Here is a 25,585-nt window from a genome sequence, read left to right as displayed (position 1 = left end):
TCACGGCATGCAAGGTCCCATTAATAAAAAGCTTCTGTGCTGGAGGCAATTGGCACTCCGTTGCTGGACTGCTCGCGCGAGTAAAGCGTGACTGAGGCGCGCAGCTTGTTGCCACCGAACGCACACATCTTGTCGAACGCCTTGTGACTGACGGGCAGATGCTGGCAATCGAGTGCCTGACGGTGCTGACTGTGATCGATGTCCGGGTCATGCAGGTAGACGAAGTCTTCATCGTAGTCAGTGACGATGACCCAGTGCGGGGCTTTCGAGCGAGTCAGGCGGTAGCTGCTGATCAGCACCAAGGGTTGTCCGCCGGTCTTCAGCGTTTGAGCCAGGTCCAGCTGGTTGCTGCTGACCTGCTCCACATCGCTCTGCCGAAGTTGCGCGCAGAACTCTTCGTGTACCAGGCGAATGACCTCCTTTTTATGTCCGTCGCGCACCCCGTCGATGAACAGCGGTCCGGCGATACTCACTTGCAGGCGTACGCGAAATCCTCGGCGCCAGGCCGCCAGGGCCAAGCCTTGGGGACTGCACCCGCCATGTCCCGACGTCATGAACACCGTCGTGGCTTCACGCCAGATCTGCAGTTCGTCCCTGCGCGCAATTAAACGCTCGGGTTGCAATGCCTTCATGGCCATCAACAGGCACGCCGGGCCGCAGGTAAACTCGGTGGTCTGTTGGTAATAGGGCACCTGGAACTCACGGTTTTCCCGATGTTGCACAATGCGTTTCTCCAAACGCAGCGCATGCGCATGGTCTTCGTAGTAGTCGTGGACCACTGCGAAACGTCGGTAACCGTTGCGCTCATAAAGACCGATAGCGACGCGATTATCCGGTCGCACTTCCAGGCGCAGGTAGGCGCAGTCGTGAGCGCGAGCGCTATCCTCCGCCTGATCCAACAGCTGCTTTCCAAGACCGAGGCCGCGACTGTGGCTGGCAATGGCGATTGAATACAGGCGCGCCAGGGAGGTGCCACGGTGAAACAGCACCAGGCAGTAACCCATCAGTTGGCTCCCGGCTTGCGCGACGATCAGGCTGGCATGGGCGCGGCTGATCATCCACTGAAAACTGCGTGCAGTCAGCCGATCAGAGGTAAAGCACTGGTTTTCCAGTTCCAGCAGCGACTTCAGGTCATCGTGTGTCGCCTTGCGAAATAACAGACTCATAGCCCCACCGTAAAAGTTGCGTAACGAAACGAGACTTTTTAAAAGTATCGTGCTTAATAGATAAGGACTTGTTCTCCAACGGACCTTTTCATATGTCAGCGGTACAGGGTGGCTTGCGTGAAGTATCAGAGCAAAATCGCTTAACAGCAATATCAAACCCGACTTATTTACCGGAGTTACCCGGAAGATCCAGCCAGGTTATTATTATTGTTGAGCGAAAAGAAGACTGGGCCTCTTACTTCCCCTCGGAGGATGTGATGAGTGCGCAGGAGTACCTGGAACAGCCCCTTGAGATAGAAGCCGGCAAGCGCGTCCAGGTGATTAACCTGTGCCGCAGCTACAGGTATCTGGGGCACGGGTATTACTGTTCACTGCTGGCGGAAGCACGCGGCCATAAGGTGATTCCTTCCGTGCGCACTATCAGCGAACTTACCAAAAAATCACTGTATGGCCTGGCGCTGGATGATCTGGGAAAGACACTGGACAAAGCACTGAACAACCATATTTACAGTAATACCGAAGGATTCACCCTCACCCTGTACTTCGGTAAAACCAACCTTGAACCGTTGCAGGAACTGGCGCGACAAATATTCGAAATATTCCCTTGTCCGATCCTCCTGGTAGAGTTCCGTAAAAGCAATAGTTGGCGCATCGAGGGAATAAAGTCTGGCGTCTTGCAAAAGTTACGCGAAGATCAGGAAGATCAATTCGCCAACTCGCTGGACAGTTTCAGTCGCAAGATATGGCGAATACCGCGCTCACCCCGTGTAGCCCGCTACGACCTGGCCATTTTGCATGATCCCCTGGAAGCGTTGCCGCCTTCCAATGCCAAGGCACTGGAAAATTTTATCCGGGTTGGCAGAAGCCTGGGTATTGATGTCGATCTGATCGAAAAGAAAGACTATTCACGAATCGCCGAGTATGACGCCCTGCTGATTCGCGAAACCACCAGCGTCGATAACCATACCTATCGCTTCGCCAAGAAGGCGGAAAGCGAAGGGCTGGTGGTGATGGACGATCCCGCTTCAATCCTGCGCTGTACCAACAAGGTGTACCTGACTGATCTACTCAAAAGCAATCAATTGGGTATGCCGGCAACCGAGATTCTCTACAAGGATCGACCGCAAGACTTCGAGCGGGTCGGTGAGCGCCTGGGTTTCCCCTTGGTGTTGAAGATCCCCGACGGTTGTTTCTCCCGGGGCGTGATCAAGGTCGAAAGCCAGCAGGCCTTGCTCGAAGCTACCGCCGAGCTGTTCGAACACTCGGTGCTGTTGCTGGCTCAGGAGTTTTTCTACACCGAGTACGACTGGCGCATCGGCGTGCTCAACCGCAAGCCGATTTTCGCCTGCCAGTACTTCATGTCCAAGGGTCACTGGCAGATCTACAACCACAAGGCCAAGGGCCAGGACATCAATGGCGAATGCCGCACCCTGGCGGTTCACGAGGCACCAAGAGCGGTGGTTGAACTGGCGGTCAAAACGGCGAACCTGATCGGTGACGGCTTGTATGGCGTTGACCTCAAGCAGTCCGGCGACAAGGTGGTGGTGATCGAGGTCAACGACAACCCGAACATGGACGCCGGCATCGAAGACGCTTACTTGCAGGACGATTTGTATTCACTGGTGCTGGAAGAGTTCGTCCGGCGCCTGGAACTCAAACGTCGTGGCCAGGCCTGGTGAACGCTTGATCCGACACGCATCCTGCAAGACACTGACTTTCTCAGTCGATAACGCCAGAGGTCAGATGTGATCAAGAGTTTTCAACTCGCCAATGGGGCGCTGGTACCGGTTGAACACCTCAATGCCGAGGTGATGTTGTTCAGCAATCCCGACATCGCAGAACGGGATCTACTGCGCAGCGATTTCAAACTGGACGATCACGCGCTGGCTTCGGCACTGGATCCTGACGAAGTCTCACGCATCGAATTCCACCCGGATAATCTGTTCTTGATCTGGAAGCGTCCGGAAAGTTACTCGGGCGGAGAAAGCCTGGCCTTCGAGGTCTCGTCGTTCGGCTTACTGTTCTCTAAAACATGCTTGCTGGTCATCGCGACCGACGATTCCCAGTTGAGCGGACTGGGGGAGCGGCACCCCTTGCACACACCGCTGGATGTGCTGCTGGACATGCTGTTCAACAACCTCCACCACTACCTGGGCCACCTCAAGGTGATAAAGATGGTGGCTCGCGAGTTGCAACAGAAGTTCAACTCCTCGATGGAGAATCGACATCTAATCCAGATGTTCAACCTCAGCGAAAGCCTGATCTATTACATCAACGCGATTCACAGCAATGGCGCTGTTCTGACCCGACTGCGCAACCATGCAGAAAAAGAGCACTTCAGCGTCGAGGCAATCGCGCTGATCGACGATCTGATCATCGAGAACACCCAGTGCAACAAACAGGCGGAAATCTACTCCAGGGTGTTTGCCGGCTTGATCGATGCACGCGGCAATTTGATGAACAACACCATGAACAACCTGCTACGCAAACTGACGCTGATCAATGTGGTTTTCCTGCCTCTCAACCTGATTGCCAGCATTGGTGGCATGTCCGAATTCAGCATGATGACCTCAGCCGTCCCCTGGTGGGTTGCCTATCCGCTTTTTCTCACGGGAATGCTGGTTGCCGGGGGCCTGATGGTCATCGCGCTCAAGCGTCTGACGCGTGGTTCATCCAGCATGAATGGCCCGCATTGAACTCTTGAGGTGCTGCACGGGCAGTACGGCAGCTTCGACCTTCTCGCGCCGACGCTCCATGAGTTCCCTGGATACTCGATGAGTCTTTACATCTCAACCTGTGTGCCCAGCTCTATCACCCGATTCAACGGCAACTTGAAGTACTTCAGGTTGCTATTGGCGTTCTTGAGCAAAAACGCGAACAGGCTTTCTCGCCAACGGGCCATACCAATGCGTTTGGTCGGGATAACCGTTTCTCGGCTGAGGAAATAGGTCGTGCGCATCGGACTGAAATCCAGCTCAGCCAAGTGACAGAGACTCAACGCCAAGGGGACATCCGGCTCTTCGATAAAACCAAAATGCAGACTGACCCGGAAGAAGCCTTCGCCATAGGCTTCAACCTCGAACCGCCGTTCAGCACTCACGCGTGGGCTGTCTTCAGACATTTCCGGACGTACGGCCCTGGAGCGAAATCGCGAAGACTCGGGCGTCGCACTACATTAACGTGAGACGTTGCCCGCCGGCGACGGAAAAATGACCGCCGTCGGAGGGACGATGACCGCCTACCCACAGAAGACGACCATCTGCGGCCGGCTATCGCGCTACGGGACACGGGTCACAAGAGCCGCTCTCCCTGTCGCGGCGCTCACGCTCGGCGCCTTGCTCGATGAAACTCCGGTCTACGCGGCCGACACGCCGACCGCGCACGCGACCATGATGGTCGGCGGCAACTACTTCCGACGCAATCTCCCAGACAGCAAGTACACGATCCTGGCCATTTTCACCGATCAGGGCGACGAAAATGCACCTGAAAGCGGCGACGTGCCGGCGGGTGGCGTGGCGGTATTCGGCTGGTTCGAGTCGGGCGAGGTGCAATTGCTGCACGCGGTCGAGTACCTGCCTTCGATGATGCAGATGGTGGCTCGGCGCCTCGTGAAGCCCGCGAAGTTCCCATTGGACCCCAAAGCCACGCCGGTCTACACAATGATGTGCGGCTGGCCGCTCGACGACCAGCGCACGCCTGGCAAGATCAGCGTCGCCTATTCCGAACGCGACGACGCCAATACGCAGGTCAAGGAGTCCTCGGTGGGCACTCTGCTCAATGTGCGTTGGGTACCGGTGCCCGCCTCGCGCGCCGCGAAGAACTTCCAGTCCAAGAACTACTGCGACGAAGTCGCCAAGACAAAGAAATCGTCAGCCCCGCTCTGGCTCATCACAACCACTGAGTAATCGGCCCTGCCAAACGACGTGCACAGGCAACAATCGGAGCAGTCATTCGACACTCCCCGTGCCAACCGTTAAATTGACCCATTTAGTTACGACAAAGCGCACGCGCTCAACGGTCAACCCAAACCTGCGACAATGCTGCCTCTTTGGGCTTCGCAACTTGCGTGGCAAACGTTCAGGTATTTGAATAGCAAATTCGTGGGGAGCAGCCACATTGGAATTGAGACAACTGCGCTATTTCGTAAAAATCATCGAGCTTGGCAGCCTGGGGCGTGCGGCACTTGAACTGGACGTTGGTGTGTCAGCCCTCAGTCAGCAAATCTCCAAGCTGGAAATCGAACTGTGCACCCGCCTCCTGAATCGAACCTCCACCGGCGTGACGCCCACTAGCGCCGGATTTGCGTTTTTACATCATGCCCAACTGACGCTACGCCAGGCGGAAAACGCAATCATGGCCGCCCATCGCGGGCGAATGAGCGGTTATGTCAGCGTCGGCTTACCACCGACTACCGCGACGGTGCTCGCGTTGCCGTTGATCAACGCAATGCGTGCGCGTTATCCGGACATACAACTGCATTTGGTGGAAATGCTTTCCGGCCACTTGGCGGCGCAGCTCAACGCACGGCAAATTGACCTGGCCATCCTGTTCCAGCTCGAAGGGGGTAAACGCTGGAGCGTGACTCCGCTGCTGGATGAAAAGCTCTTTGTCATTGCCTCGCCCAGCCTGCCTCAAGCGCCTTCTGGTGACAGCGTGCAGTTAGCCGACCTCGGCGGCCTGCCGCTGGTGATGCCCAGCGCGCAACATGGATTGCGCTCGGCATTGATGAGCGCGTTCGAGCGGGTCGGGCTAACACCCAATGTCATTATGGAAGTCGACGGTCTCGCTGTTTTGATGAACGCCGTTCGGGCCGGTCATGCAGCAACGATACAACCGGGGGCGGCCGCTGCATTGAAAGACGGGTCCGGACTTTCACTGATCAGGATTGCCGATCCCCATGTGGGCCGGCGTAATCTTCTGGCGACGCTGGCTGACGACGAACTCTCTCCGGCGGCGCTGGCAACGCGGTTGGTCATCGTCGATGTGGCGCGACAGTTGGTCGTCGACAAACAGTGGCCTGGAGCTACGTGGATAGAAGGGGTAGACGCGTAATCCTCCTTCAACCCCGGACACATAAGTCTCTCCTGACGACAAAGCCTTTAGAAAAACTAAACACCCCGCGTCAAAAGCAGCCTTTCGGCCACTCCTTCCCCACCCTATCGTTCTCCCCACTCGCAAGGAGCACTTCGTTCCCGCTTCCTTGCAAATCGAGGAGCGATAATGATCGATGTCTTAATCATAGGGGGTGGCAACGCTGCCTTGTGCGCCGCTCTGATGGCGCGAGAAGCGGGCGCCAGCGTGATGCTGCTGGAAGCCTCTCCGAAAATCTGGCGCGGTGGCAACTCCCAACACACCCGTAACCTGCGGTGCATGCACGACGAACCGCAGGACGTCCTGATCGATGCCTATCCGGAAGAAGAATACTGGCAAGACCTGTTGAAGGTTACCGGTGGCCTCACGGATGAAAAGCTTGCACGCATTGCAATTCGGGCATCGTCTTCTTGCCGCGATTGGATGCGTTCGCACGGCGTGCATTTTCAGCCACCGCTGTCCGGCGCGCTGCACGTGGCGCGGACGAATGCTTTTTTTATGGGCGGCGGCAAAGCGCTGGTCAATGCGTATTTCCGCAGCGCCGAGCGCCTGGGTGTAAAAGTTCGATACAACACGCAAGTGACCGACATCGAGTTGGATGAGGGGAAATTCGTCGCCGCCCATGTGGGCGAACATGAAATCGATGGTCAGCGTTTCGCCGCAGAACGCATTGAAGCCCGGGCCTGCGTGTTGGCGGCCGGCGGCTTCGAATCCAACCGTGAATGGTTGCGCGAAGCCTGGGGTCAGAACGAACGCGGTGAATGGCCATCGGACAATTTCCTGATCCGGGGCACCCGATTCAACACCGGCATTTTGCTACGGCGCATGCTCGACCTTGGCGCAGATGCGATCGGCGATCCGACGCAAGCACACATGGTCGCGATTGATGCCCGCGCGCCACTTTACGACGGCGGCATCTGCACCCGAATCGACTGCGTATCGCTGGGTGTGGTGGTCAATCGTGATGGCGAACGCTTCTACGACGAAGGTGAGGATTTCTGGCCAAAACGTTATGCGATCTGGGGGCGTCTGGTTGCCGGACAACCCGGTCAGCAGGCGTATTCGATCATCGATCAACAAGCCATCGGCCGCTTCATGCCGCCGGTCTTTCCTGGAACCACCGCCAATACTCTGCAAGACCTTGCCCGCCAGTTGAAGCTGCCTCAAGAAAAATTCGTCAAGACTGTCGAGGACTACAACAGCGCCTGCCGCGTTGGCACGTTCGATCACACGGCGTTGGACGACTGCCACACCCAAGGACTGACGCCCGCCAAAACCCATTGGGCGCGGCCATTGGTGAAACCACCTTTCTACGCCTACCCGCTTAAACCGGGTGTCACGTTCACCTACCTCGGGCTCGCCACCGACGAAACCGCTGCCGTGCATTTCAACGGCAAAGCGAGCCCCAACCTGTTCGTCGCGGGAGAAATGATGGCCGGCAACGTTCTGGGCAAGGGCTACACCGCCGGCATCGGCATGGCCATCGGAACCGCGTTTGGTCGCATCGCCGGTGTGCAGGCGGCCGCTTCGGTGGGCTTTGGCGTTTCATCTGCAAACACGGAGTTTCGACATGCAACTGTTTGATCCCCAAGCGTCGGGCGGGTTGATCCCGGTGTTGAATCTTGACGAAAGTGAAGTCCAGCGGGAGATGACCATCTGTAATGCCTGCCGTTATTGCGAAGGCTTCTGCGCGGTATTTCCGGCGATGACCCGGCGCCTGGAATTCACTCAGGCCGACATCCATTACCTGGCGAACTTGTGCCATAACTGCGGCGCGTGCCTGCACGCCTGCCAGTACGCCGCCCCACACGAATTCGACGTCAACGTCCCCAAAGCCATGGCCAAAGTGCGCCTGGATACTTACGCCGAATATGCCTGGCCGCAAGTGATGGGCAGGTTGTATCAGCGCAACGGCCTGACCCTGGCACTGGCTTGCGGTGGGGCACTGGCCTTGTTTATATGCCTGACCCTGATGCTCATGGGCAACCTGTTCACGGCCATTCCCGGGGGCAACTTCTACAGGATTTTCCCGCATAACACCCTGGCGCTGATGTTCGGCTCAGTGTTTGGCTTTGCGGTACTGGCCCTGACCATGGGTGTACGACGCTTCTGGCGCGACGTTTCACCGGTCGCAGCGCCACTGCCGTTGAAAACATCCGCTGCATTGGAGGCTACGGCCAACGTCGCGAGGCTCAAGTACCTGGACGGCGGTCATGGCGAAGGCTGCAACAACGCCGACGATCAATTCACCTTGTGGCGACGCCGATTCCACCACCTCACCTTCTACGGCTTCATGCTGTGCTTCGCCGCCACCGGTGTCGCCACGCTCTTTCATTATTTGCTGAAGTGGTCGGCGCCTTATCCAATCTTCAGCTTGCCGGTGATGTTGGGGATTGCCGGTGGCATCGGCCTGCTGATCGGCCCGGCAGGTCTTCTTTGGCTGAATCTGCGTCGCAACCCTGCGCACGGCGATGAGAACCAAAAACCCATGGATCGCGGCTTCATCGCACTGCTGTTTCTGGTCAGCGCAAGCGGCTTGGCGCTACTGGCTTTGCGTGAAACCAGCGTCTTGGGCGTGATGTTGGCTGTCCATCTCGGCCTGGTCATGGCGTTTTTCCTGACCATGCCCTACAGCAAATTCGCCCATGGAATATTCCGCAGCGCAGCGCTGCTCAAACACGCGATCGAGAAGCGTCAACCCATCCCGATCAACGCCGGCAGCGACTGACGGTTAAAACACTCATTCCAAAAACAATAGTGAGCATAACGGTAGCCATGAAAACGACAACGGCAACAACCCGAGCCAAGGGGTCCAAATTGGGCGCCATTTTGCGGGTCACGAGCGGTAACTTTCTCGAGCAGTTCGACTTCTTTCTGTTCGGGTTCTACGCGACCTACATCTCTCAGACCTTCTTTCCAGCCACCAGCGAGTTTGCCTCGCTGATGATGACCTTCGCGGTCTTCGGTTCCGGATTCCTGATGCGTCCGTTAGGCGCCATTGTGCTGGGGGCGTACATCGACAAGGTGGGCCGTCGCAAGGGCCTGATCGTGACGCTGTCGATCATGGCCGCCGGTACCGTATTGATCGCCCTGGTGCCGGGCTATGCCGCCATCGGCGTGGCCGCACCGATTCTGGTGTTGCTGGGCAGGCTGCTCCAGGGCTTCTCCGCCGGAGCGGAAATGGGCGGTGTTTCCGTGTATCTGGCGGAAATTTCCACCCCCGGTCACACCGGTTTCTACACCAGTTGGCAATCGGCCAGCCAACAGGTGGCGATCGTCGTCGCGGCCGCGTTGGGCTACACGATCAACGCCACGATGCAAGCTGCTGAGATTGCCGATTGGGGCTGGCGTATTCCGTTCTTCATTGGCTGCGTGATCATCCCGTTCATTTTCATTATTCGCCGCTCACTGGAAGAAACCGCTGCCTTCACGGCTCGCAGCCATCGTCCAACAACGCGCGAAGTTTTTCGCTCGATGCGTGACAACTGGCGCACCGTACTAGCGGGTGGCTTGCTGGCGTCCATGACCACTACCACGTTCTACCTGATTACGGTTTACACACCTACCTTTGGCAGGACAGTACTGAACCTGAGCACCACCGACAGCCTGGCGGTCACACTGCTGGTCGGCATCAGCAACTTTATCTGGCTGCCTGTCGGAGGCGCCCTCTCCGACCGCATTGGCCGTCGGCCACTGTTGCTGGCGATATCGTTGCTGTGCATCTTGACCGCCTATCCCGCCATGCACTGGCTGGCAGAAGCGGCGAGTTTCGAACGACTGCTCGCTGTTCTGCTGTACTTCTCGTTCTTCTTCGGCATTTACAACGGCGCCATGGTCGCGGCATTGACCGAAGTCATGCCACAGAACGTGCGGGTAGTCGGGTTTTCACTGGCCTTCAGTTTGGCCACCGCGGTGTTTGGCGGTTTTACCCCGGCAATCTCCACGCTGCTTGTCCAGGCCACGGGCGACAAGGCATCACCTGCCTACTGGCTGATGTTCGCGGCGGTGTGCGGGTTCACTGCGACGACGATTCTGTATCGTCGGCAAAAAGCTTTGGCAGTCAGGACCGTTTTGTTCCCCGATCGCCGACGCTTACCACGCGTCGATCCACGGCGGGAACCGAATTAGAGTGGCATGAGGTCGATTACAGTCGTCAGGGCAGTAATCGGCCGCATCGGAGTACGAGATCTAACTTGCGCTTATTCGTATGGCCCACGACTATCTATATTGGGTCGATTGTCGCCCTTTGGGATGGGCAACAATCGGCCGATTCTGTTGAAAAAGTCGGCCATGGTTTCCGAGGCAGAAAAGTACGCGCTTGAGATTGAAATCTTTACTTTGTGCAGAGGATTCCGAGCTCAGATTTCGCGTAGCTGCGCGCAAAAAAGGCGTTTTCAGCAGCCTGTACGCAGGCGATCTGGAAGGACCGACTTTTTCAACACAATCGGCCAAAAGCGGTCACTGCCATCTTCCGGGCATGTAGCGCCACCCTACCCCGTAGCCTTGCTACATCTGCCTCGTGAGCAAACGTCAGTGTAAAGGCGGCGGCCAGCTCCTCTGGACTGGAATCCCTGTTGCTGGAGCCTTTGAAAACCGATGCCAGTAAGCTCCTGCAAAAAAGGAATGCACGGAAAGTCGGCGAAAGTCATTGCATTAACAGACGCCAGTCAAGGTTTGATATTTTTAAACTCATTGAGCAATGCCAGTAACTGCGCCATTTTCTCCGCACCAAACTGCTCTTCAATCTTGAGGTAGTTACCTTCCATGCCGTCGCTCATGGAGACAAAGCACTGCTGGCCGCGCTCTGTGAGCGCCACGAGAACCCGTCGTTGATCCTCGCTGGATTTCTGCCGACGCACCAGACCATCTCGCTCCAGACGTGTCAAAACTCCAGTCATGCTCGGCTTTAAAATGCAGGCCTGGTGCGCAAGCTGATGACTTTCAAGCTCGCCCTGCTGACGCAGTATCCGAATGATCCGCCACTGCTGTTCAGTCAGGTCGTGTTTGTTGAGAGCCGGGCGGAAGAAAGCCATTGCGGCCTCGCGAGCCTGCAATAAGGTCAGCGTCAGTGAAGGTCTGGGGTTAGCCATGATCGAACTACTTGATTGGGCGAGTCGGCAGCTTAGTGTCGCCAGCCAACGGGTGCAAGCGGCGGACCCGCGCTCGCTTATTATCTTGTTAACCATTTTCCGTCTTGGATCAACCCGACATTGCCTGGCAGCAACGCGCCTGTGAAAAGTGCAATCGGTTCCCTGTAAAAGCCATTCTGTCGCAGCGCCGCGGTGGTCATGATGATCCGTACAAGATCAACCCGACCAAGGCCCAAAAGCCTATGCCCCGCTCAACGCAAACCCGATTGGCGCTGGCGATACTCCCCCGGTGTCAACTGCACGTGGCGCTGGAAGAATCGACTGAAATAGGCCGGGTCCTTGAACCCCAGCTGATAGCAGATTTCATTGGCAGAGCCGCCGGTAAACAACAGCAGTCGTTTCGCTTCCTGGATCAAGCGCTCCATGATCAGGCGCTTGGAAGGCAGGTCGGCAATCCGTCGGCACACATCGTTGAGTCGTGCTTCGGTAACCCCGATGCGTTCAGCGTAACGCGACAACGGCCAGTGTTGCTGGTAGTGGGCTTCGATCAATTCATTGAAGCGGTGGAAGATTCTCAGGTCTTCGTGCCTTGCTGGCGAGGCTTTCAACGAGTTGGGACACAGTCGCAGCAGACTGATCATGATCAATCGCGTCAAGCCGTCCAGGACAGAACTGCGTCCCGGACGTTCAGTCACGACCTCCTCACTCAGCTCCTCGAAAAAATATTCAAGACGGCGCACCTCAGCGGCATATTCCGGCCCAAGGCGAGACAGCGCGACACACACAGCCGGAAACTGTGCCCCAGCAGGCGCCAGGCTGGAATCGGCATCGATCAGTTGCCACACCAGTTGCTGACGCACCGTCAAAACGTGCCCGTCACTGTTGGCCTCAGTCACGAAGGAATGAGGAATGGTCGGTGGCGTCAGGAAGAACATCGGCCCGGACTCCACGTATTGCTGGTCGTCCAGGTACACCCGCACCGTGCCGCTTTTGACGTAGTGAACCTGAAAAAACCGGTCATGTCGGTGCACCGGCATGTTGCGACCGAAGAAGCCCGCCAGGTTACCCAGCTTGTCGTAATGCACTTCAGCGTCGCTGTAGCGCTGGTCGTACACCTGGCCAATGTTGATGTTCGGGATCGGTTGACGGTCGGTCATCGCTCGCTACTCATTTTCATTCTGATTCAAGCCTTGCAGTCGCCTTCATCCTGCACCGAATTGGGCAAGACAACCACTGTTCGACCAGTCTGCCACGCTTGACGATAGTTAACATATTAATTATAACTGTTAACACATTAACAAAATCACAGAGCCCCCAAGGCTCTCCCAGGAGAAAAGCATGAGCCGCGCCTTGCATGACGTCGCAACCGGCACCCTCTTTGGTGTCGCGCTGAACTATCAGGGATTGCTGAAACAGCGCCTCGCCGAATTCGAACAGCCGCCTTATCAAAAGCCGCCGGTCAAACCTGTGCTGTTTGTCAAGACACCTAACACGCGCAATCAACATGGCGCCAAGGTTGTGCACCCAGGTAATGGCGAACGTCTGCAGCCCGGACCATCCCTTGGCGTCGTCATTGGTACAACAGCAAGCCGCGTCAACGCAGCGCAGGCACTCGATTACGTAGCTGGCTACACCATCGTCAATGAATACAGCCTGCCGGAAGACAGCTACTACCGCCCCGCCGTCAAAGCCAAATGCCGTGATGGTTTCTGTGCCATCGGGCCTGAACTGGTACCCACCGCTCAGCTTTCGGACCCGCACAGCCTGGCCATCACGCTTTATGTAAACGGCGAAGTCCGCCAGCAAAACAACACGGCCAATTTCGTCCGCAACATTCCTCAGCTGATTGCAGAGATAAGCGAATTCATGACGCTGCATGAGGGCGATGTGCTGATCACCGGCACGCCGGAAGGCCGTGTCGACGTTCAACCAGGCGACACCGTCGAAGTCGAAATCAGCGGCCTTGGCCGTCTCGTCAACCACATCGTGGCCGAGTAACAGGAGCCTCCATGAAACACGCCCGTATCCGTTTTGAAGGCGAAGTCCATCTCGTCACTGTCGAAGACAACAACGCCGTACGCCTGGCCGACGGCCGTCAGCTGGCCGAAGATCAGGTGCAATGGTTGCCACCCGCCACGGGCAGCATGTTCGCCCTGGGCTTGAACTATGCCGATCACGCCGCAGAACTGGCGTTCAAGCCGCCCACCGAGCCATTGGCATTCATCAAATCGCCTGGCACCTACACCGGCCACAACCAGGTGACCTGGCGTCCGGACAACGTTGCCTACATGCACTACGAGTGCGAGCTCGTGGCCGTCATCGGCAAGCCGGCACGCAACGTCAAACGTGAAGACGCCCTGGAATATTTGGCGGGTTACACGGTGTGCAACGACTACGCGATTCGCGACTACCTGGAAAATTACTACCGGCCCAACCTGCGGGTGAAGAACCGCGATGCCACGACCCCCGTTGGCCCGTGGATCGTCGACGTCGCCGATGTGCCGGACCCGAGCAACCTGAAACTGCGAACCTGGATCAACGGTGAACTGCGCCAGGAAGGCTCGACCTCGGACATGATTTTCGACATCCCTTACCTGATCGAATACCTGTCCAGCTTCATGACCCTGCAGCCCGGCGACATGATCGCAACTGGCACGCCCGAAGGTCTGGCTGATGTGGTGCCAGGCGATGAAGTGATTGTGGAAGTTGAAGGCGTAGGTCGCCTGGTTAATCGAATTGTCAGCGAAGCGGAGTTCTTCTCCGCCCGGAAAGAGGCTTGAGCACCATGATCAAACACTGGATCAACGGCCGTGAGGTCGAAAGCAAAGATGTGTTCGTCAACTACAACCCGGCGACCGGCGAGGCCATCGGCGAAGTGGCGAGCGGCGGTGCCGAGGAAGTTGCTCAAGCTGTAGCGGCAGCCAAGGAAGCGTTTCCAAAATGGGCTGGCACGCCGGCCAAGGAACGTGCCCGTCTGATGCGCAAGCTGGGCGAACTGATTGAGCAAAACGTCCCGCATCTGGCCGAACTGGAAACCCTCGATACCGGCTTGCCGATTCACCAGACCAAAAACGTACTGATTCCCCGCGCCTCGCATAACTTCGACTTCTTTGCCGAAGTCTGCACACGCATGGACGGGCACAGCTACCCGGTCGATGACCAGATGCTCAACTACACCCTTTATCAACCCGTGGGTGTGTGCGGCCTGGTATCGCCCTGGAACGTGCCGTTCATGACGGCCACCTGGAAGACCGCGCCGTGCCTGGCGCTGGGCAATACCGCCGTCCTGAAAATGTCCGAGCTGTCGCCACTGACCGCCAATGAACTGGGTCGCCTGGCCGTCGAAGCCGGCATTCCAAATGGTGTACTCAACGTCATTCAAGGCTATGGCGCCACCGCGGGCGATGCGCTGGTTCGACACCCCGATGTACGGGCGATTTCCTTCACTGGCGGCACTGCCACCGGCAAGAAAATCATGCAGACCGCAGGCCTGAAAAAGTACTCCATGGAGCTGGGCGGCAAGTCACCGGTGCTGATTTTCGAAGATGCGGACCTTGAACGCGCGCTGGACGCGGCGTTGTTCACCATCTTCTCGCTGAACGGCGAGCGCTGCACCGCCGGTAGCCGGATCTTCATTCAGGAAAGCGTTTATCCGCAGTTCGTCGCCGAGTTTGCCGCTCGCGCCAAGCGCTTGATCGTCGGCGACCCACAAGATCCAAAAACCCAGGTCGGCTCGATGATCACCCAGGCCCATTACGACAAGGTCACCGGCTACATCAAGATCGGCATCGAAGAGGGCGCCACCCTCCTCGCTGGCGGCCTGGAGCGTCCGGCCAACTTGCCTGCGCACCTCGCCAAAGGCCAGTTCATCCAGCCAACAGTGTTTGCCGATGTGAACAACAAAATGCGCATTGCCCAGGAAGAAATCTTTGGCCCGGTGGTCTGCCTGATTCCATTCAAGGATGAAGCCGAAGCCCTGCAACTGGCCAACGACACCGAGTATGGCCTGGCGTCCTATATCTGGACCCAGGACATCGGCAAGGCGCATCGCCTGGCCTATGGCATCGAGGCCGGCATGGTGTTCATCAACAGCCAGAATGTACGCGATTTGCGTCAGCCCTTCGGCGGTGTGAAGGGTTCCGGTACCGGGCGTGAAGGCGGCCAGTACAGCTTCGAAGTGTTCGCCGAGATCAAGAACATCTGCATCTCGATGGGCAGCCACCACATTCCACGCTGGGGCCTGTAATTGCTGAAGTCGCGAAGGGTCGCGCATCGGCCTTTCGCGGCTTCAATTACCGCCGAGTTGAAACGCATAACAACAATTTCAGGAGAATGATCATGGGCGAAGTGGTCCTGGCTGCGAAGATCTGCCACGTACCTTCGATGTACCTGTCCGAGCTTCCCGGCAAACACCATGGCTGTCGTGAAGCGGCGATTGCAGGGCACAAGGAAATCGGCCGACGCGCCCGTGAACTGGGCGCTGACACCGCAGTAGTGTTCGACGTGCACTGGCTGGTCAACAGTGCTTACCACGTCAACTGTGGCGAACACTTCAAAGGTATCTACACCAGCAACGAACTGCCGCACTTCATCAAAAATATGGAGTACGAGTACCCCGGCTGCCCTGAATTGGGTGAGTTGATCGCCGCCGAGGCCAACGCTGCCGACGTGCGTACCCTGGCCCACAACATCCCGAGCCTTGAGCTGGAATACGGAACCCTGGTGCCGATGCGCTACATGCACATGGGCGTACCGCCAGACCAAAAATTCAATATCGTTTCGATTGCCGCCTGGTGCGCCTGGCATCGCCTGCAAGACAGCTTCACCTTCGGTGCCGCGGTACGCCGGGCCATCGAGAAGAGTGATCGCAAAGTATTGGTGCTGGCCTCAGGCTCACTCTCGCACCGCTTTTCCGACGACCGCAATGCCGAAGCCAATATCCATAACTGGACGCGTGAATTCGATAAACAAGTCGATTTGCACGTGGTGGAACTCTGGCGTCAGGGCCGATGGAAAGAGTTCTGCGCCATGCTGCCGGACTATGCCGAGCACTGCTTCGGCGAAGGCAAGATGCATGACACCGCCATGCTTCTGGGCTTGCTCGGCGGGGCTGACTACAACAAGCCTGCCGAGATCATTACCGAGCCCTTCGGCAGTTCGGGCACCGGTCAGATCAACGCCATTCTCCCCGTTTAACCAGTCCGGCCGCACGGCATTCCCGCGCGGCCTGCAAGGAGCCGTTCATGCCCCACTTCATTGCTGAATACACCGACAACATTGAACAGCAAGCCGACTTGCCTGGCCTGTTCGAAAAAGTCCACCAGACACTGGGCGACAGCGGCGTGTTTCCACTGGGAGGCATCCGCAGCCGAGGTGTCCGCCTGGACACCTGGCGTATGGCCGACGGCAAGCATGACTACGCCTTCGTGCACATGACCTTGAAGGTTGGCCATGGCCGCGACCTGGCCACTCGCCAAAAAGTCGCGGAACAACTTTTTGAGGTGATCACCAGGCACTTCGCCGAGCTTCAGGCCCAGCGCCTGCTGGCCTTGTCATTTGAAATGATCGAGCTGCACGAACAGCTCAACTTCAAGGAAAACAACGTGCACGCCTTTCTCAAGGCGCAGCCCCGTTAAGGCAAACCACCTTTTCGTTTCAGCGGCCTCTCAGACAAAAAGTATAAAACCATGAGCACAGCCAATACCGCCGACACCCTTGGCACCGTTGCACGCGATCGGACCCATAGCACCATCACCTGGCGCCTGATGCCACTGCTGTTGATCTGCTATCTCTTCGCCCACCTCGACCGGATCAACATCGGCTTCGCCAAGATGCAGATGAGCGCTGACTTGAGTTTCAGCGACACGGTCTATGGCTTCGGCGCCGGGCTGTTCTTCGTTGCCTACGCGCTGTTTGGCGTACCGAGCAACATGGCACTTGATCGTGTTGGCCCGCGACGCTGGATTGCCACGCTGATGGTGGTGTGGGGAGCGTTGTCCACGTGCATGTTTTTGATCGACAGCCCCGCACAATTCTATGTCCTGCGTTTTTTGCTCGGGGTGGCCGAGGCCGGTTTCTTCCCGGGTATTCTGGTGTTCCTGAACCGCTGGTATCCCGCCGGTCGTCGAGCGCAAATCACTGCATTATTTGCAATCGCCGTTCCCATGGCCGGCGTCATCGGTGGTCCTCTTTCAGGCGGCATTCTCGAACACTTCCACGACTTTGGCGGCCTGCGTGGCTGGCAATGGATGTTCGTCATTGAAGGGTTGCCGGTCATTCTGCTAGGGCTCGTAGTCCTCAAATGCTTGCCGGACAGCTTCGAGACAGTCCGGTGGCTGACGACGCAGCAGAAGCAGCAACTGCGCGAACAACTGAACAGGGAAGAACACCGGAAATCGATCACGTCGTTTTCGGCCATCCTCCAGAACCCGCAAGCGTGGCTGCTGGTGGCGGTGTATTTCGCGGTGATGCTGGCGGTCAACACCCTGGCGTTCTGGATGCCAACACTGATTCACGGTGCCGGCATTGGCAGCGATGGCAAGGTCGGTCTGCTCAGTGCCGTGCCTTACCTGGCCGGGTGTTTTTTCATGATTGGTTGCGGGCGCTCATCCGATCGACAGCGTGAACGCCGCTGGCATCTCTGTGTACCGCTGCTGATGGCTGCTGCCGGTATCGCCCTCGCCGGGCTCGCCCCCACGGACCCGGCGCTGGTGCTGGGTGGTTTGATCGTCGCCGGCATGGGTGCCAGCGCCGCACTACCGATGTTCTGGCAACTGCCTCCGGCGTTCCTGTCCAACAGCACCCAAGCCGCAGGCATCGCCCTGATCAGTTCCTTCGGCAGCATCGCATCGTTCTTCGCGCCCTATCTGATCGGCTGGATGCGCGACACCACACAAAGTTCCAGCCTGGCGCTGTACGTCCTGGCACTGCTCATCGCTCTCGGTGGTTTTCTGGTGCTGCGCACCCAGGCCGCCATCGTCAATCCTCAGTAAGAGATTATTGTCATGCTTGATCAACAACTCATTCAGCAAGCCGCCGCCCGCCTCGACCAGGCCGAGCGTTCACGTGAGCAGGTCCGTCAGTTTTCCCTGGACCATCCAGACATCACCATCGAAGACGCGTACGCCATTCAACGCGCCTGGGTGGCGCAAAAGATCAAGGACGGCCGCAAACTGGTCGGGCACAAAATTGGCCTGACTTCCCGGGCCATGCAAGTGTCCTCGAACATCACCGAGCCGGATTACGGCGCACTGCTCGATGACATGTTCTTCGAAGAAGGCACCGACATTCCGTTCGAGCGTTTTATCGTCCCGCGCGTCGAGGTCGAATTGGCGTTCATTCTCGGCAAGCCCCTGAAAGGCCCGAACGTAACGGTTTTTGATGTGTTGGACGCCACCGAATGGGTGATCCCGGCGCTGGAAATCATTGATGCACGCATCCAGCAGGTCGATCCGCACAGCAAAGCGACCCGCAAAGTATTCGATACCATCTCCGACAATGCCGCCAACGCTGGCGTGGTCATGGGTGGCCGTGCCGTGCGCCCCACGGAGATAGACCTGCGCAAGGTGCCCGCTGTGCTTTACCGTAACGGCGTGATCGAGGAATCCGGAGTGTCTGCAGCGGTGCTCAACCACCCGGCGAAGGGCGTGGCCTGGCTGGCGAACAAACTGGCGGCCTACGACGTCACCCTGCAACCAGGGCAAATCATCCTCGGTGGTTCCTTCACCCGCCCTGTGGCGGCCAACCCTGGCGATACCTTCCATGTCGACTACGACATGCTCGGGTCTATTGCCTGTCGTTTTGTTTGATTGGAGCCTTGCACAATGGACATGCCCATCAACACCTTCAAGCTTCGCCTGCAAAGCGGTGAAGCACAGATCGGCCTTTGGCTTGGTCTGGCAGATGCCTACTGCGCCGAGTTGGCCGCCAACGCCGGATTCGATTGGCTTTTGATCGACGGCGAGCATGCGCCCAATGATCTGCGCGGGATGCTCGGCCAGCTTCAGGCCGTGGCGCCCTACCCCAGCCATCCGGTGATTCGCCCGGTCATCGGCGACACGGCACTGATCAAACAGGTGCTCGATATCGGTGTGCAAACGTTATTGGTGCCGATGGTGGAAAGTGCTGAGCAGGCGAAGGAACTGGTGAAAGCAATCCACTATCCACCCAACGGTGATCGCGGTGTCGGCAGTGCACTGGCACGCGCGTCGCGCTGGAACAGCATTCCAGGCTACCTCGACAAAGCCGATGAACAGATGTGCCTGCTCGTGCAGATCGAAAATCGCGAGGGCCTGAGCAATCTGGATGCCATTGCGGCGGTAGAAGGCGTCGATGGGGTGTTTATCGGGCCGGCGGATTTGAGTGCCTCGATGGGTTACCGCGGCAACCCGGGGCATCCTGAAGTGCAAGCTGCTATCGAGGACGCCATCTTGCGCATCCAGAAGGCCGGTAAAGCGGCCGGCATTCTCAGCGCGGACCAGAAACTGGCCAAGCGCTACATCGAACTGGGTGCGGCGTTTGTTGCAGTGGGCGTTGACACCACCGTCTTGATGCGTGGCCTGCAAACCTTGGCTGCCACATTCAAGGAGGGTCCTGTGCCTACCAGTTCCGGTGGCGTGTACTGACGGCATCGACCAAACCTGGAATGCCTGTATGACAATCACCAACCACCCCAGCGCATTGCTGGGGACTGGTCATTATCACTGCTGACTAACGCTTGAGCGCTTTCAACTCGTTCAGCAACGTCAGTAGCGTCTGCAATTTTTCCTCGCCAAAACCCGCCTGCAATCGCTGATAGTTCGCTTCCATGCTCTGGCTCATCGAGTTGAAGCAAGCCTCGCCCTTCTCCGCCAGCCGCACCAGCACTCTGCGTTGATCCTGCTCCGCCTTGCGCCGCTCAACCATGCCGGCCGCCTCCATGCGCACCAGCACACCGGTCATGCTCGGTTTGAGGATGCAGGCCAGCTCAGCCAGGCGATTGATTTCCAACTCAACGTGCTGACTCAGGATCCGAATGACCCGCCACTGTTGCTCGGTCAAGCCGTGTTGATTCAACGAGGGACGGAAAAACCCCATTGCGGCTTCGCGAGCCTGGAGCAATGTGAGTGTCAATGATGGGCGCGGCTTGGACATTGAATGGGTTCGAATTCGATGTTTATTAATATGTGAACTATATTCCAGCGCTGCGCCGATGTCGATCTATCCAGGCCTTGGCAGCCACGATCAAAACCCGCGGCATTGAGGATCAAGACACCTACCGCTCGGAAGGCAGTTAATACACCTCAACAGGTACAGAGCTTCTTGCAAGCCCTGCAGTTGAGTTTCCCTCCACTTTTCCAGGCTGCGCCATGATCAATATCGAAACGCCTACCTACTACTCGGCAACCAAAAAATACAACCTCAGTTTCCCGACCCTTGAACAGGATGTGGAAGCGGATGTCGTGGTGATTGGCGGCGGCTTCTCCGGCATAAACACCGCGTTGGAACTCGCTGAAAAAGGCATCACCAATATTGTGGTGCTCGAAGCTCGTTATCTGGGGTTTGGTGGCACTGGCCGCAACGGCGGACAGATCATGGCGGGCATTGGTCACGACCTGGAAAAGATCAAGGAGCAGGTGGGCGAGCAAGGACTGCGCGAAATCTTTGAAATCAGCGAACTGGGTGCCGGCATCATCAAGGACCGGATCGCCAAATATTCGATCGACGCAGACTTCTGCAACGGCTACGGCTACATGGGCTTCAACGCCCGCCAGGAAAAAACCCTTCGCGCCTGGGAGAAAGACTTCAAGTCGATCAATACCAAGGACGAAATCCGCTTCATGGCGGGCTCCGAGGTCAAACAGATCATCGGCTCCGACGCCTATACCAGCGCCCTGTTGCACATGGGCGGTGGTCACGTACATTCATTGAATCTGTTGCTGGGCGAAGCCCAGGCGCTGGTCGGGCACGGTGCACGCATCTATGAACACAGCCCTGCGCTGGAAGTCAGCTATGGCGAGCGCATCACGGTGCGCACCGGCCGGGGCTCGGTGAAGGCTTCGAAGTTGCTCTGGGCCTGCGACAGCTTCCTCAACAAACTGGAACCCGAGCTGCACAAGACCACGCTGAACACCTATGCCTTCCAGTTGATGACCGAACCGCTGTCGGACGAAATGATCAACCGCATCAGCCCGATACGCGGCGCCTACAGCGATATTCGACCGGTCATCGACTACTACCGTGTCACCAATGAAAACCGCCTGCTGTTCGGTGCCGCGACCCCCTTCGTCGAGCACATCCCTCAGGATCTGAAGGCGTGGAACCGCAACCTGATGCTGAAAATTTTCCCGTACCTGAAGGACGTGAGAATCGACCTGGCATGGGGTGGCCCAATGGCGACCGGTGCCAATCTGTTTCCGCAAATAGGCACGCTCAGCGGCCGCAAAAATGCATTTTATGTTCAGGGTTACGCCGGTTTCGGCGTCACACCGAGCCACATCATCTGCAAGATATTGGCTGAGGGCATGAGCGAAGGATCGTCCCGCTATGACCTAATCAGTTCGGTCAAACATGCGCAGATCATGGGTAAAGATCACCTGCGACCACTGCTGCTGACGGCAGGCAAAAGCCTTCATCAACTTTCGGGTTACTTCAACGGTCGTCGTTGACCCCCACCCTTTTCACTCACAGGAGAACTGTCATGCCCGTTACCACTCTCAAGAAAGACATCCAACTGTCCGAACTCGACGCCTGGGGCACTGTCGCCGACCTTGGCTCCGAAATTCTCGAAGGTGAAGTCAACGCCTTTGGGAAAATGACATTCGGCGCACCGACTGACCCCGTCAGCAGTGCGTATTTCGGCACCACCCAAGGCAAATTCCGCATGGTCTACCCATTTTCAGAACAAGCTACCGTGGTCACCGGCGAAGTGGTTTTGACTGACGAATCCACTGGTCAGAGCACCCGTTACAAGGCCGGCGACAGCTGGTTCGTGAGCAAAGGGACCCCCGTGCTTTGGGAGGTTGTCAGTGAAAGCTTTGTGAAGCATTATTTCGCGGTTGCCTGACCGTTATCCGCTGCCGGCTCACACCGGCAGCCTTATGGCGAAGTTACCGACCATGAACGCCATCCCTGCCCAGGAAGTCGCTGGCCAATGCCTGCAGGCTTTCACTCAAATCGTTCCTGCCAGCCAGGCCGCCTTCTATTGTGTCGACCGACAGCTGCAAGCCCGCGACTTCCGGTTGCACCAGATGAGCGGTGAAATGCATCGCGATTATCTGGACAACTATCGTCAATTCGATCCGTTGCAACCGCGCAATTGTCAATCGAGCGGACTGGCAGTGGTGCCTCTTGGTTTCGCCATGGCCCGACAGCCCACCCGTGACAGTCGCCGCTATCGAGACTTCCTGCAACGCTACGGTGTCGTCGACGTAGTGGAGATACTCGCCCATCGCTCCGGCCAGCCTCAAGCCGCTATCTCCTTGTTGCGCACCGCTGCACAAGGTGCTTTCACCGCGGATCAACTGGCTCAACTCAGTGCTTTGCAGGCGTTGCTGCAAATGGCGGTTGCAAACCTGCAGCCCTATGAAGATTCGCTGTCGAGACTGACCCCCAAAGAGCGTCAGATCGCATTGTTGTTGCGCCAGGGCGCCAGCAACAAACAACTGGCCCAGGAGCTGGATGTCGGTCTGCCGACCATCAAAACTCACTTGATCAACCTGTTCCGCAAGACAGGGGTAACCAGCCGCACCGAACTGGTGGGGGCGCTGTTTTTATAAGCCGGTTCAACCATCTGGTTGATAGGCGAGTCAGTACCGGGGCGGCATGATCCAGCTTGTTAATTCAATCAACTGGAGCCATGCAATGACCACACAATCTGACTGGATCACCGTAGGTGCCCTCGCCGACGGTTTCGCCCCAGAAGCCTTTATCCTGCCCAACCTGGCTGATCTCAACGGCAAGACCTTCACGCTGCACTTCGCCAACGGCTGGCAGATCGAGCACCGTTTCGAAACAGAAATGCTGAACTGGAACGCCGCTGATGGTCACTCCAGCGGATCTGCCGAGTACCGCGCCACGTCCGTGCGCCCGGGCCTGTATCTGGTCGACTTCATCAAGCGCGAAGCCGGTCAGGCCTGGTCAGTGAGCCTGATCCTAGATACCGCCACGTCGTCGTTCACCGCCGTAATCGGACGCATGCCGCCACAGGCCGAAACTCAGGAAGGGCTTTACAGCCGCGCGCTCGCTGGCAAAGCCCTGACGTCGGTGGAAGTGGACTTCCTCCATGGCAGCCTTGATCGCCCCTGGCAGGAAGGCAAATGCCCCCATGAGCCAACTCAGGAGCTGACCGGTATTCGCAACCTGTATCGCTACAGTCCGAGCGAAGTCTACGAACACATCTACCTCAACGACCAGTTCTATTCCTGGCAGTGCCTCAAGGGTGTCGAGCAAGGCCTGTGCGATACCGACCGCTGCCATTACTACAAGATTGCCGATGAGCTGTACCTGTTCGTCTGGCGCGAAAAGATCATCCCGACCCTGGGCCTGGTCTTGATCGACATGCAACAGCACCGCAGCGACGGCAAGATCTTCGGCTATGCCGGTTCTTCCTTCGATGAGCTGTCGAACTTTCCGGTCAGCTCCTACTGCCAGGTTCTCAACCGCACGGAGTATCCAGATGCCTGAGTCACGCACGGTTGTCATCACCGGTGCCGGAACGGGCATCGGTGCCGCCTGCGCCCGGTTGTACTCGGCCGAGGGTGCCAATCTGGTGTTGGTTGGCCGACGCCGTGAGCCTTTGGAGCAGGTCGCCCGGGAAACCGGCGGCCTGATCCTGGTCGGCGATGCGGCCTGTCCGGATACGTGGGAAGGTTTCGTAGCGCAGATTCGTGAGCGCTTCGGTCGGCTTGATGTGCTACTGGCCTGTGCCGGCGGTCATGGCCTGGGCAGCGCGACTCAGACCAGTCCGCAAACCTGGGAAACATCGCTGCGCAGCAATCTGGACAGCGCGTTCTACAGTGCCAGGGCCTGCCTGCCGCTGCTGATCGAACAGGCTGGCAACATCGTACTGATCGGCTCCATAGCCTCTTTGGCCGCAGGCCCTGAAGTTTGCGGATACACCACCGCCAAGCATGCGTTGCTTGGGCTCAACCGCTCACTGGCCAGGGACTACGGGCCACGCGGCGTGCGGGTGAACGCTGCGTGTCCGGGATGGGTCACGACCCCGATGGCCGATGAGGAAATGCAGCCGTTGATGAACTTCTATGGCGACACGCTACAGCAAGCCTACGCCCGGGTTTGCGCCGATGTGCCGTTGCGCCGTCCCGCCAGTGCCGAAGAAATTGCCAGGGTTTGCCGCTTCCTGGCCAGCCCGGACGCCTCGATCATCACCGGCGCGACCCTGGTCGCCGACGGTGGTTCGAGCATCGTCGATGTACCGACCCTGGCCTACGCTCACATGGAGAACGCTCATGCCTGAAGACTTCGATTTCAGTGCAAAAACGGTGCTGGTCACAGGGGGTGCGCAAGGCATCGGTCGGGCCATCGTCGAAGCTTTCGCCTTGCGCGGGGCTCGAGTGATGATCGCTGATCTTCGTCTGGATCAAGCTCAGGCGCTCGCGGCGCAGATGAATGTGCAAGCGTGCCGGGTTGAGGCCGTGGACATTGACCTGGCTGATGCTACGACGGTGTTCGAACTGGTTCAGCGCTTGGAACGAGACTGGGGGCGGCTGGATATTCTGATCCACAACGCCGGTTACTTTCCGTTGACGCCATTCGCCGAAATCACCCCAGCCATTCTCGAACGCACGTTGGCGGTCAATCTCTCGGCGCTGTTCTGGTTGACCCAGGCGGCGTTGCCGATGTTTCAACGTCAGGGCGGTGGTTGCGTATTGGTGACCTCGTCAGTGACCGGGCCACGGGTCGCCTATCCGGGGCTAAGTCACTATGCGGCGTCGAAGGCCGGGGTTAACGGGTTTATTCGAAATGCCGCTTTGGAGCTTGCCCGACATCAGGTGCGCGTCAATGGGGTCGAGCCCGGGATGATCGCCACGCCCGCCATGAACAACCTTGGCGACGGTCAAATCAATGATGAGATCGCAAGCCGGGTTCCGCTGGGGCGACTCGGCAAGCCTGAAGATATTGCCGGGGCCATGCTTTTTCTTGCGTCTGATCTGGCGAATTACATCACTGGGCAGACAATCGTTGTGGATGGTGGATCGACCTTGCCCGAGGTGTGATTGCATCAATGCACCCAGCAGC

At 57.7% G+C, this 25,585-nt stretch carries 25 protein-coding genes and 1 pseudogene; 21 read left to right on the top strand and 5 right to left on the bottom strand.

From position 1 onward, the window contains the following. Positions 1–20 precede the first annotated feature (20 nt). Positions 21–1,166 carry a ribosomal protein S18-alanine N-acetyltransferase gene (gene rimI / locus ACIO0C_RS21865; protein WP_401315165.1) on the bottom strand — a complete coding sequence of 382 codons (1,146 nt, stop codon included), beginning with the start codon at positions 1,164–1,166 and terminating at the stop codon, positions 21–23. A 92-nt stretch (positions 1,167–1,258) separates the two neighbouring features. Between rimI and ACIO0C_RS21860 the strand changes: the two genes are divergently transcribed. Further along, entirely contained in the window at positions 1,259–2,845 is a 1,587-nt protein-coding gene (locus ACIO0C_RS21860) for a RimK family protein (RefSeq protein WP_401315163.1), read from the top strand. A 66-nt stretch (positions 2,846–2,911) separates the two neighbouring features. Further along, positions 2,912–3,862: a magnesium transporter CorA family protein gene (locus ACIO0C_RS21855; protein WP_401315161.1), complete on the top strand. Its 951-nt coding sequence runs from the start codon at positions 2,912–2,914 to the stop codon at positions 3,860–3,862. 86 nt (positions 3,863–3,948) lie between these two features. Here ACIO0C_RS21855 and ACIO0C_RS21850 read toward each other — a convergent pair. After that, positions 3,949–4,287: pseudogene (locus ACIO0C_RS21850) on the bottom strand (potassium transporter Kup); the annotation flags it as partial. A 109-nt stretch (positions 4,288–4,396) separates the two neighbouring features. Between ACIO0C_RS21850 and ACIO0C_RS21845 the strand changes: the two are divergent. From ACIO0C_RS21845 to ACIO0C_RS21825, 5 genes are all read left to right on the top strand, one after another. Next, a complete protein-coding gene (locus ACIO0C_RS21845; protein WP_401315160.1) occupies positions 4,397–5,071 on the top strand; it encodes a hypothetical protein in 675 nt (224 codons plus the stop codon). Positions 5,072–5,282: 211 nt separating this feature from the next. Beyond that, a complete protein-coding gene (locus ACIO0C_RS21840) occupies positions 5,283–6,218 on the top strand; it encodes a LysR substrate-binding domain-containing protein (protein WP_401315158.1) in 936 nt (311 codons plus the stop codon). A gap of 168 nt (positions 6,219–6,386) precedes the next feature. Continuing rightward, positions 6,387–7,841 carry an FAD-dependent tricarballylate dehydrogenase TcuA gene (gene tcuA, locus ACIO0C_RS21835; RefSeq protein WP_401315156.1) on the top strand — a complete coding sequence of 485 codons (1,455 nt, stop codon included), beginning with the start codon at positions 6,387–6,389 and terminating at the stop codon, positions 7,839–7,841. Then, positions 7,828–8,985: a tricarballylate utilization 4Fe-4S protein TcuB gene (gene tcuB / locus ACIO0C_RS21830; protein WP_401315154.1), complete on the top strand. Its 1,158-nt coding sequence runs from the start codon at positions 7,828–7,830 to the stop codon at positions 8,983–8,985. Before tcuA ends, tcuB begins: the two co-directional genes overlap by 14 nt. A 47-nt stretch (positions 8,986–9,032) precedes the next feature. Continuing rightward, positions 9,033–10,385: an MFS transporter gene (locus tag ACIO0C_RS21825; RefSeq protein WP_401315153.1), complete on the top strand. Its 1,353-nt coding sequence runs from the start codon at positions 9,033–9,035 to the stop codon at positions 10,383–10,385. Positions 10,386–10,924: 539 nt separating this feature from the next. Here the strand turns inward: ACIO0C_RS21825 and hpaR (ACIO0C_RS21820) are convergent. After that, positions 10,925–11,347 carry a homoprotocatechuate degradation operon regulator HpaR gene (hpaR, locus tag ACIO0C_RS21820; RefSeq protein ID WP_401315151.1) on the bottom strand — a complete coding sequence of 141 codons (423 nt, stop codon included), beginning with the start codon at positions 11,345–11,347 and terminating at the stop codon, positions 10,925–10,927. Positions 11,348–11,598: 251 nt separating this feature from the next. Beyond that, entirely contained in the window at positions 11,599–12,504 is a 906-nt protein-coding gene (gene hpaA / locus ACIO0C_RS21815; RefSeq protein ID WP_401315149.1) for a 4-hydroxyphenylacetate catabolism regulatory protein HpaA, read from the bottom strand. Between the two features lie 181 nt (positions 12,505–12,685). Here hpaA and ACIO0C_RS21810 point away from each other — a divergent pair, with 181 nt between their 5' ends. The 8 genes from ACIO0C_RS21810 (at position 12,686) to hpaI (ending at position 19,971) form a co-directional block, all read left to right on the top strand. Continuing rightward, a complete protein-coding gene (locus tag ACIO0C_RS21810) occupies positions 12,686–13,345 on the top strand; it encodes a fumarylacetoacetate hydrolase family protein (RefSeq protein WP_401315147.1) in 660 nt (219 codons plus the stop codon). A gap of 11 nt (positions 13,346–13,356) precedes the next feature. Next, positions 13,357–14,127 carry a fumarylacetoacetate hydrolase family protein gene (locus ACIO0C_RS21805; RefSeq protein WP_401315145.1) on the top strand — a complete coding sequence of 257 codons (771 nt, stop codon included), beginning with the start codon at positions 13,357–13,359 and terminating at the stop codon, positions 14,125–14,127. Between the two features lie 5 nt (positions 14,128–14,132). Then, entirely contained in the window at positions 14,133–15,593 is a 1,461-nt protein-coding gene (hpaE, locus tag ACIO0C_RS21800; protein ID WP_401315212.1) for a 5-carboxymethyl-2-hydroxymuconate semialdehyde dehydrogenase, read from the top strand. Positions 15,594–15,685: 92 nt separating this feature from the next. Continuing rightward, positions 15,686–16,543 (top strand): 3,4-dihydroxyphenylacetate 2,3-dioxygenase, encoded by an 858-nt coding sequence (hpaD, locus tag ACIO0C_RS21795; RefSeq protein WP_401315143.1) that lies wholly within the window; start codon positions 15,686–15,688, stop codon positions 16,541–16,543. 47 nt (positions 16,544–16,590) lie between these two features. Next, entirely contained in the window at positions 16,591–16,983 is a 393-nt protein-coding gene (locus ACIO0C_RS21790) for a 5-carboxymethyl-2-hydroxymuconate isomerase (protein WP_401315140.1), read from the top strand. Positions 16,984–17,034: 51 nt separating this feature from the next. Further along, positions 17,035–18,339, top strand: a complete 1,305-nt coding sequence (locus tag ACIO0C_RS21785) for an MFS transporter (RefSeq protein ID WP_401315139.1) — start codon at positions 17,035–17,037, stop codon at positions 18,337–18,339. A 12-nt stretch (positions 18,340–18,351) separates the two neighbouring features. Further along, on the top strand, positions 18,352–19,155 hold the full coding sequence (gene hpaH, locus ACIO0C_RS21780) for a 2-oxo-hept-4-ene-1,7-dioate hydratase (RefSeq protein ID WP_401315137.1): 804 nt from the start codon (positions 18,352–18,354) through the stop codon (positions 19,153–19,155). Positions 19,156–19,170: 15 nt separating this feature from the next. Next, entirely contained in the window at positions 19,171–19,971 is an 801-nt protein-coding gene (hpaI, locus tag ACIO0C_RS21775; protein WP_401315136.1) for a 4-hydroxy-2-oxoheptanedioate aldolase, read from the top strand. Between the two features lie 85 nt (positions 19,972–20,056). Here the strand turns inward: hpaI and hpaR (ACIO0C_RS21770) are convergent, their stop codons facing one another. After that, complete coding sequence (gene hpaR / locus ACIO0C_RS21770; RefSeq protein ID WP_401315135.1) at positions 20,057–20,479, bottom strand: homoprotocatechuate degradation operon regulator HpaR; 423 nt, start codon at positions 20,477–20,479, stop codon at positions 20,057–20,059. Between the two features lie 215 nt (positions 20,480–20,694). Between hpaR (ACIO0C_RS21770) and ACIO0C_RS21765 the strand changes: the two genes are divergently transcribed. The 6 genes from ACIO0C_RS21765 to ACIO0C_RS21740 all read left to right on the top strand — a co-directional run bounded on the left by ACIO0C_RS21765 (position 20,695) and on the right by ACIO0C_RS21740 (position 25,563). Beyond that, complete coding sequence (locus ACIO0C_RS21765; protein ID WP_401315133.1) at positions 20,695–21,993, top strand: NAD(P)/FAD-dependent oxidoreductase; 1,299 nt, start codon at positions 20,695–20,697, stop codon at positions 21,991–21,993. Between the two features lie 32 nt (positions 21,994–22,025). Beyond that, entirely contained in the window at positions 22,026–22,391 is a 366-nt protein-coding gene (locus ACIO0C_RS21760; protein WP_401315132.1) for a cupin domain-containing protein, read from the top strand. A 52-nt stretch (positions 22,392–22,443) separates the two neighbouring features. Next, the gene (locus tag ACIO0C_RS21755; protein WP_401315130.1) at positions 22,444–23,103 is read left to right on the top strand and encodes a LuxR C-terminal-related transcriptional regulator; all 660 of its coding nucleotides are present in this window, start codon (positions 22,444–22,446) and stop codon (positions 23,101–23,103) included. Positions 23,104–23,188: 85 nt separating this feature from the next. Then, positions 23,189–24,010: a molybdenum cofactor biosynthesis F family protein gene (locus ACIO0C_RS21750; protein ID WP_401315128.1), complete on the top strand. Its 822-nt coding sequence runs from the start codon at positions 23,189–23,191 to the stop codon at positions 24,008–24,010. Beyond that, complete coding sequence (locus tag ACIO0C_RS21745) at positions 24,003–24,803, top strand: SDR family NAD(P)-dependent oxidoreductase (protein WP_401315127.1); 801 nt, start codon at positions 24,003–24,005, stop codon at positions 24,801–24,803. Before ACIO0C_RS21750 ends, ACIO0C_RS21745 begins: the two co-directional genes overlap by 8 nt. Further along, on the top strand, positions 24,796–25,563 hold the full coding sequence (locus ACIO0C_RS21740; protein WP_401315125.1) for an SDR family oxidoreductase: 768 nt from the start codon (positions 24,796–24,798) through the stop codon (positions 25,561–25,563). The genes ACIO0C_RS21745 and ACIO0C_RS21740 overlap by 8 nt, the downstream gene beginning before the upstream one ends. Positions 25,564–25,585: the final 22 nt, after the last annotated feature.

This window comes from Pseudomonas sp. NPDC087336 (assembly GCF_044744285.1).
Taxonomy (GTDB): Bacteria; Pseudomonadota; Gammaproteobacteria; order Pseudomonadales; family Pseudomonadaceae; genus Aquipseudomonas.
Note: the sequence above shows the minus strand (reverse complement) of the source record. Positions and strands in the feature narration are given on the sequence as shown.

What these genes read in the sequence shown, in the direction of transcription:
- ACIO0C_RS21755 (WP_401315130.1), top strand. Translation starts at nt 22,444, where the DNA reads ATGAACGCCATCCCTGCCCAGGAAGTCGCTGGCCAATGCCTGCAGGCT.
- tcuB (WP_401315154.1), top strand. Translation starts at nt 7,828, where the DNA reads ATGCAACTGTTTGATCCCCAAGCGTCGGGCGGGTTGATCCCGGTGTTG.
- hpaD (WP_401315143.1), top strand. Translation starts at nt 15,686, where the DNA reads ATGGGCGAAGTGGTCCTGGCTGCGAAGATCTGCCACGTACCTTCGATG.
- ACIO0C_RS21790 (WP_401315140.1), top strand. Translation starts at nt 16,591, where the DNA reads ATGCCCCACTTCATTGCTGAATACACCGACAACATTGAACAGCAAGCC.
- hpaA (WP_401315149.1), bottom strand. Translation starts at nt 12,504, where the DNA reads ATGACCGACCGTCAACCGATCCCGAACATCAACATTGGCCAGGTGTAC.
- ACIO0C_RS21765 (WP_401315133.1), top strand. Translation starts at nt 20,695, where the DNA reads ATGATCAATATCGAAACGCCTACCTACTACTCGGCAACCAAAAAATAC.
- ACIO0C_RS21750 (WP_401315128.1), top strand. Translation starts at nt 23,189, where the DNA reads ATGACCACACAATCTGACTGGATCACCGTAGGTGCCCTCGCCGACGGT.
- hpaI (WP_401315136.1), top strand. Translation starts at nt 19,171, where the DNA reads ATGGACATGCCCATCAACACCTTCAAGCTTCGCCTGCAAAGCGGTGAA.
- ACIO0C_RS21860 (WP_401315163.1), top strand. Translation starts at nt 1,259, where the DNA reads ATGTCAGCGGTACAGGGTGGCTTGCGTGAAGTATCAGAGCAAAATCGC.
- hpaR (WP_401315151.1), bottom strand. Translation starts at nt 11,347, where the DNA reads ATGGCTAACCCCAGACCTTCACTGACGCTGACCTTATTGCAGGCTCGC.
- ACIO0C_RS21810 (WP_401315147.1), top strand. Translation starts at nt 12,686, where the DNA reads ATGAGCCGCGCCTTGCATGACGTCGCAACCGGCACCCTCTTTGGTGTC.
- ACIO0C_RS21785 (WP_401315139.1), top strand. Translation starts at nt 17,035, where the DNA reads ATGAGCACAGCCAATACCGCCGACACCCTTGGCACCGTTGCACGCGAT.
- ACIO0C_RS21845 (WP_401315160.1), top strand. Translation starts at nt 4,397, where the DNA reads ATGACCGCCTACCCACAGAAGACGACCATCTGCGGCCGGCTATCGCGC.
- ACIO0C_RS21760 (WP_401315132.1), top strand. Translation starts at nt 22,026, where the DNA reads ATGCCCGTTACCACTCTCAAGAAAGACATCCAACTGTCCGAACTCGAC.
- rimI (WP_401315165.1), bottom strand. Translation starts at nt 1,166, where the DNA reads ATGAGTCTGTTATTTCGCAAGGCGACACACGATGACCTGAAGTCGCTG.
- hpaR (WP_401315135.1), bottom strand. Translation starts at nt 20,479, where the DNA reads ATGTCCAAGCCGCGCCCATCATTGACACTCACATTGCTCCAGGCTCGC.
- hpaE (WP_401315212.1), top strand. Translation starts at nt 14,133, where the DNA reads ATGATCAAACACTGGATCAACGGCCGTGAGGTCGAAAGCAAAGATGTG.
- hpaH (WP_401315137.1), top strand. Translation starts at nt 18,352, where the DNA reads ATGCTTGATCAACAACTCATTCAGCAAGCCGCCGCCCGCCTCGACCAG.
- tcuA (WP_401315156.1), top strand. Translation starts at nt 6,387, where the DNA reads ATGATCGATGTCTTAATCATAGGGGGTGGCAACGCTGCCTTGTGCGCC.
- ACIO0C_RS21745 (WP_401315127.1), top strand. Translation starts at nt 24,003, where the DNA reads ATGCCTGAGTCACGCACGGTTGTCATCACCGGTGCCGGAACGGGCATC.
- ACIO0C_RS21825 (WP_401315153.1), top strand. Translation starts at nt 9,033, where the DNA reads ATGAAAACGACAACGGCAACAACCCGAGCCAAGGGGTCCAAATTGGGC.
- ACIO0C_RS21740 (WP_401315125.1), top strand. Translation starts at nt 24,796, where the DNA reads ATGCCTGAAGACTTCGATTTCAGTGCAAAAACGGTGCTGGTCACAGGG.
- ACIO0C_RS21805 (WP_401315145.1), top strand. Translation starts at nt 13,357, where the DNA reads ATGAAACACGCCCGTATCCGTTTTGAAGGCGAAGTCCATCTCGTCACT.